This window comes from Microcoleus sp. Pol12A5 (genome assembly GCF_036701435.1).
GTDB lineage: Bacteria > Cyanobacteriota > Cyanobacteriia > Cyanobacteriales > Microcoleaceae > Microcoleus.
Genome location: NZ_JAUBQU010000209.1, coordinates 1 through 5,805 on the forward strand (window position 1 = coordinate 1; position 5,805 = coordinate 5,805).

The window sequence follows — 5,805 nt, forward strand, 5'->3', positions numbered from 1 at the left end:
CTATTTAAAATCTAAAACCGGGAAAGGTTTCGCCGCTTCCATCTGCGCCGCTAAAGCAATTAAAGTTGCTTCCGCCGCCGGCCGCCCGATAATTTGAATTCCGACGGGCAAACCGTTGTTATCTAAAATGGCAGGAAGTGCGATCGCAGGCAAACCGCTAGCATTAAACGGCGGACAAGGAGCAACCCAATTAACGATCCGCTGCAAAGTTTCTTCAAAACTCAAATCCGCCCACTCTCCAACCCGGATTGGCGAGTGCATATAAGTCGGCAAAACTAACACATCAAATTTTTCAAAGAATCCCACAATCCGCCGTGAAATAACCTGCATTTGATTCACCGCCCGCAAATATTCCCCAGCGGAAATAGTTCTTTCTAACAGCCAGCGATTCATCGGTTCCAAAGCAGGGCCTGGAATGCCGCTTGCGGCCGCCCCTGACTGCCAAATTGCGGTAAACGGTTCGATTAAACCCGTAAAATCTGGGCATCCAGGTTCGACATCGTGACCCAAATCTGTCAGTAACTTGACGGTTTCGAGTACCGCTTGCTGACAGGTAGCCGCAGCCTCGCCCACAGGGGAAATAGTCGTCGAAAACGCAATTCGCAGCTTGCCCAAGTTTTGACGCGAAGCCTCTAAAAACGTCGGATTTGCATCTGGTAGCCAGTACGGATCGCCTGTTGTGTAGCCTGACATCACATCCAAAAGTGCGGCGGCGTCAGCTACAGTGCGCGCCAGTGGGCCGTTTGTAGAAATGCCGCTGAGGTAATCTCCGACAGGTGCCCAGGAAACTCGCCCCCGCGACGGTTTAATGCCCACTAAGCCGCAGCAGGAAGCTGGGCCTCGAATCGAACCGCCGCCGTCTGAACCTTGGGCGATCGCGCACAAACCCGCTGCTACAGCGGCCGCTGAGCCTCCGCTGGAACCTCCGGGCGTATAGTCTAAATTCCAGGGATTGCGGGCGGGTGGGAAGCCTTCTGGTTCGGTGTAAGGTAATGAGCCAATTTGAGAGGTTGCTGTTTTGCCCAGAATGTTAAATCCCGCTGCTTTGATCCGCCATACTACTGACTCGTCGTAGGCAGAGATGTTACCCAGCAAAGCCTGAGTGCCGTAAGTACAGGGAACGCCGGTAACTGGTGTCAAGTCTTTAATGGCGATCGGCACTCCAAAAAAAGGTGGCAATTCCTGTGGCTTGTGTAACCCAGCTAGTTTTTCTGTTTGAGATTTAGCCAGGGCGATCGCCCGCTCGGCCGTTACAGTAAAATAACTGCCCAGCTCAGGGTTTAATCGCTCAATCCGTTCCAAGTAAAGATTGACAATTTCTAAAGGCGACACTTCCAGGGTGCGGATCGACTCCGCCAACTCCAGAGCTGGAGTAAAAGCCCGATCGACAGAATTCATCGGTTTAAGTCCTTAATCTTTGACTAAAGTATCAATTTATACTGATTGGTTGCGGAAAACTCTTTTCCTTTAAAAAAATTATACAAAAATGTGGAGAATCCATATTAGGGCGTAGAGCGAGAGCGATCGCATCCTCCAATTGGCAGAATATTTCCTTAGTAGTGCAGCATTATGACTCTCTCTTAGGATAGACTGAGTACAACAGTTAAGCTTTTGTGCAAGACGCGCACAATGGCGATCGGCATTGTCCAACTCCCACAAATCATCTGTTCGAGTCAGCCTTCTCACCAACTTAAGGTAGCGCATATGACACAACAGCATCCGCCAGCTCCTCGCCCGCCCGTACCCGGAGCTCCCCCACCGCCAGGAATGCCCCGCCCTCCAGCTCCAGGGATGCCCCCCAGAGCAGTAGGAATGCCGCCCGCACCGCCACCAGCACCAGCACCAGCACCAGCACCGCCGCCGCAATCCTTCGCCACACCTAAAAGCCAGAGTTCTAGCAGCGGTGGCTCTCCGACTTTGAAAGAGCTAGTCCTCCGAGCCAAAGATGAAGGAGTATCCGACCTTCACCTCGGAGTAAACGAAGTGCCCCGCTTCCGCACGCGTGGCGAGATTGCTGACATCGGGTATCCACCGACGGATTTAGATACGTTTTTTGGCTGGTTGCGGGAGTGCATGAGCGATGAAGAAATTGAAATTTTCCAAAAAACCCTAGACTTTGACGGCGCTTTCGACTTCGGGTTCGTGCGGATTCGGATCAGTTGCATGGACTCCTTGGCCGGCCCGGCAATGGTGCTGCGGCTAATTCCTTCCAAAATAATGACACTGGAGGAATTGAAGCTGCCGGAGGTCTTTAAGAAAATATGCGGCTACCACAAAGGGCTGATTTTGGTGACTGGCCCGACAGGTTCGGGTAAGTCTACCACCTTGGCTGCGATGATCGACTACATCAATAAGAATAAAGCCTACAACATCATCACGATCGAAGACCCGGTTGAATTCGTACACGAAAGCAAAAAATCCTTGATCAAGCACCGGGAAGTCGGCAGGCACACCCTCAAGTTTATGAACGCTCTCAAAGGCGCTCTGCGGCAAGACCCCGACATGATGCTAGTAGGAGAAATTCGGGACAGAGAGACGGTGGAAATCGCCCTCAAAGCCTCTCAGACCGGCCACTTAGTTGCAGGAACCCTGCACACCAACAGCGCTATTAAAACGCTGAACCGGATTCTGGATATGTTCGGGCCCGAAGAACAGGAGGCTATACGGGTTTCAATTTCCGAATCCCTAGTGGCAATTATTGCTCAACTGCTGTGCAAAACCACAGACGGGAAGCGGGCTGCTTTCCACGACGTTTTGATCAATACCGACGTGGTTAAGGAATACATTCTGAAGGGCCAGAATGAGGAAATCAATCAAATCATGATCAAAGATACTTATGAAGGCATGACGACGATGAATAAGTCGCTCTACGGCCTTTATCAAGAAGGTCGGATTACTGAAGAACTTTGCGTAGAGAACTCGCCGTTCCCGAACGAAATGGCTCAGATGCTCCGAGGTCGAGTCTAAAGGTCGAGTGTTAACAGTTAGCAGTTAAAAGTTAACTGTTAACTGTTAACTTTTATTGGTGTACTGAATTGAAAGTCGATCGCCCTATTTTGCCAGAATTTTTCAAAGGCATTGCGCTGTTTACACCAGGGGGAGACTTAATCTATTGCATAGACCCCCGCAAGCAAACTCGGTGGCATTTGCAGTTGTGCGTAGCTCTACAGGAGATCCTCGGTTTGTCGGAACCGCCGCATTTTCTGATACCTTGCTACACGGCAACCGTTGACTCCTGGCTCGATCCAGGCGATAGGCAGGTGCGGGTTGCGGCCGAGGCTTACCCCCCCGTGCTGCGACATCAAACGCTGCTGAACGCCATTTTTGGGACTGGCGACTTAGTGTGGCATCCCCGGAGCGAAGAAATGTGCGAACCGATGGCGATTGCTACTTATCACGAACAATTCCCCGAACTTTGGGAAAATCACGACTTAGTTGTACAGTATGCCAGCCCCGAAGCTCGATCGGGCTGGAGCAGTTCGATCGTAACTCCCTTGGACCTTCCGCCATCGCAGCAGGCTCGGCTGCCCAAACCAACAGCACTCACCCCACCGCCACAAACTCAAGGGTACGTTTTGCGTCTGTTTGTTTCCGGCAGCAACCCCAGCACTGAACGCACCCTGGAAACTTTACACCAGTTTTTAGAGAAATGCCTCGATCGTCCCTACACTTTAAAAGTAATTGATGTTTTGAAACATCCAGACCAAGCTGAGGCAGATCAGATTTCAGCAACTCCTACTTTGATTAAAATCTGGCCGAAACCGGTGCGACGAATTGTCGGGGAATTGAACGATGATGAAAAAATAGTGCGGCTGCTGAGCTATTCGGAATTTTAGATCGGGTCGAGGATTTTTGCGATTATTTACTACTGGCGATCGCGGTTTTAGTAGCCCTGGAATTAACAACATTTAGTAATTCACTCCTAGACGCAAAAAGTGGTTTGGCGTTCTACTTATATCGGTTAGGTGTTTTTGGGCAGTACACCCTAAATATAAAGGTTCTGCATCCCGAAGTGAATTGCGGGTGAGGTACAGCACTCACCGCGAATAATTCGGGTAACTTACTTGGCTTGCAAATTGTGGTAAGGTGCTCTTCGGCGCACCTTACCACAATCAATCTGGCAATCAGGAGAATTGAGACCTGTGCCTGAAGTCAAAAAAGTTGATCGGCTTAATCAGGAAGACAAACATTCGGAGCGCACAAACTGGGGAAATCCAAAGTTGTGACTTCCAGCGTATCCAACTCAACTCGTCGAATTACATGATTGTTCGTATCAGCAACAAACAAATGAGGCCCGATCGCACTCAACCCTGAAGGTTCAAAAAATCGAGCCTTGAGACCTTTAGCATCAACCAAACCTGCTGTACCATCTCCAATCATCGTTCTGCACGTACCGCCCCGGTGGTCGATCCGCTTAATTTTGTGATTGTAAGTATCAGCCACCCAGAGGTAATTTTGAGCGTATTCAACACCCAAACAGTGCTGCAACCTTACCTGCTCAGCGCGACCATCTTTATCCCCAAAACCAAACAATTCACCGCTACCGCAAACAGTCCGCACCTTCGGGTCTTCATCAATACCAACAGCGCGAATCGAACTAACTTCGCTGTCAGCAACAAACAACTCCGATCGATCCGTAGCGAGCCCGCTGGGCTGAGAAAAAGCAGATTCTGCCAGATTCCCGTCCACACAGGATTCTCGGCCAATACCCGCATAAGTGCCGATCGTGCCAGTGTCTAATTGCATTTCCCAAATTTGGTGGGAACCCGCCATTGCAATAAAAAGTCTATTTCCAACTCTTTCTAAATCCCAAGGCGAATTCAATTGCGTTTCTAAAGCCTTGCCACTGCGGGGTGAAATTTCGTGACTTTGTTCGCCCGTACCAGCAACAGTTTCTACCCGTTGAGTCGTAAAATCAATCTTTCTGAGAGCATGATTTTCCGTATCAGCAACATATAGAATTTGACTTTCTGCATCAAAAGCCATACCTTGAGGTGCAAAAAACTCAGCCTCTTCAAAGTCCCCATCAGTTAAACCCGGTTTGCCACTACCGATGACGTGCAGCACCTCACCTTCGAGGGTGCTGACAACAATCCTATTGTGGCCGGAATCGGCAATAAATAAGCAAGAACCGACTAAGTTTTGTATGACTGAATTAGCAGGCCCTGGCAATACAGTTTCATCTACAGATTCATTTTCCTGACTCATTTCGCCCAAAAGCGCGCCCTGTTGGTGAAGATGTTTGGCTTCCGTTGCAGCGATCGCAAATGCCAGCACTTTACCGGGAAAAGCCAGCGGTGTTGATAGAGGTTTGCGCTGTTTTTCTAAGATAAAACTGAGTTGTTTAAACTTGAGTGCATTTTTATCTTTGTATTCAGCAATTAACTTGCCAACTAACTCGTCAAGTGCTTCTCTATTGCCTTCGCCGGAAACAAAGCCGACGACATAACTTTCAGGATCGATCACCATTAAAGTTGGCCAAGCGCGAACCGCGTAGCTTTGCCAAACTTTCATGCCGCTGTCAACGATTACAGGATGTTCGATATCGTAGCGGAGGATAGCTTGGCGGATGTTTTCTACTTCTTTTTCGTTTTCAAATTTAGCCGAGTGAACGCCGATAACCGTGAGGGAATCTTTATATTTTTGTTCGAGGTATTTTAAGTCGGGCAGGACGTGCAAGCAGTTGATGCAGCAGTATGTCCAGAAGTCGAGGAGGACGACGCGCCCTTTTAAGGATTCAATGGATAAAGGTTTTTCGGTGTTCAGCCAGGGGTAGTTTCCGGGGAATTCTGGTGCTCTGACGCG

The 5,805-nt window shown here is 49.4% G+C and carries 4 protein-coding genes; 2 read left to right on the forward strand and 2 right to left on the reverse strand.

Features of this window, described 5'->3' with window-relative positions; genetic code table 11:
• Entirely contained in the window at positions 1-1,398 is a 1,398-nt protein-coding gene (locus tag QUA45_RS27510) for an amidase (RefSeq protein WP_333223046.1), read from the reverse strand.
• Positions 1,399-1,704: 306 nt separating this feature from the next.
• On the opposite strand from QUA45_RS27510, the gene QUA45_RS27515 reads away from it, so the two are divergent.
• Entirely contained in the window at positions 1,705-2,967 is a 1,263-nt protein-coding gene (locus QUA45_RS27515) for a type IV pilus twitching motility protein PilT (RefSeq protein ID WP_333223050.1), read from the forward strand.
• Between the two features lie 68 nt (positions 2,968-3,035).
• Positions 3,036-3,836 carry a circadian clock KaiB family protein gene (locus QUA45_RS27520; protein ID WP_333147789.1) on the forward strand — a complete coding sequence of 267 codons (801 nt, stop codon included), beginning with the start codon at positions 3,036-3,038 and terminating at the stop codon, positions 3,834-3,836.
• 334 nt (positions 3,837-4,170) lie between these two features.
• Here QUA45_RS27520 and QUA45_RS27525 read toward each other — a convergent pair.
• Positions 4,171-5,805: thioredoxin-like domain-containing protein (locus tag QUA45_RS27525; RefSeq protein ID WP_333223048.1), on the reverse strand; the 1,635-nt coding region annotated here is incomplete at its 5' end.

What these genes read in the sequence shown, in the direction of transcription:
- QUA45_RS27515 (WP_333223050.1), top strand. Translation starts at nt 1,705, where the DNA reads ATGACACAACAGCATCCGCCAGCTCCTCGCCCGCCCGTACCCGGAGCT.
- QUA45_RS27510 (WP_333223046.1), bottom strand. Translation starts at nt 1,398, where the DNA reads ATGAATTCTGTCGATCGGGCTTTTACTCCAGCTCTGGAGTTGGCGGAG.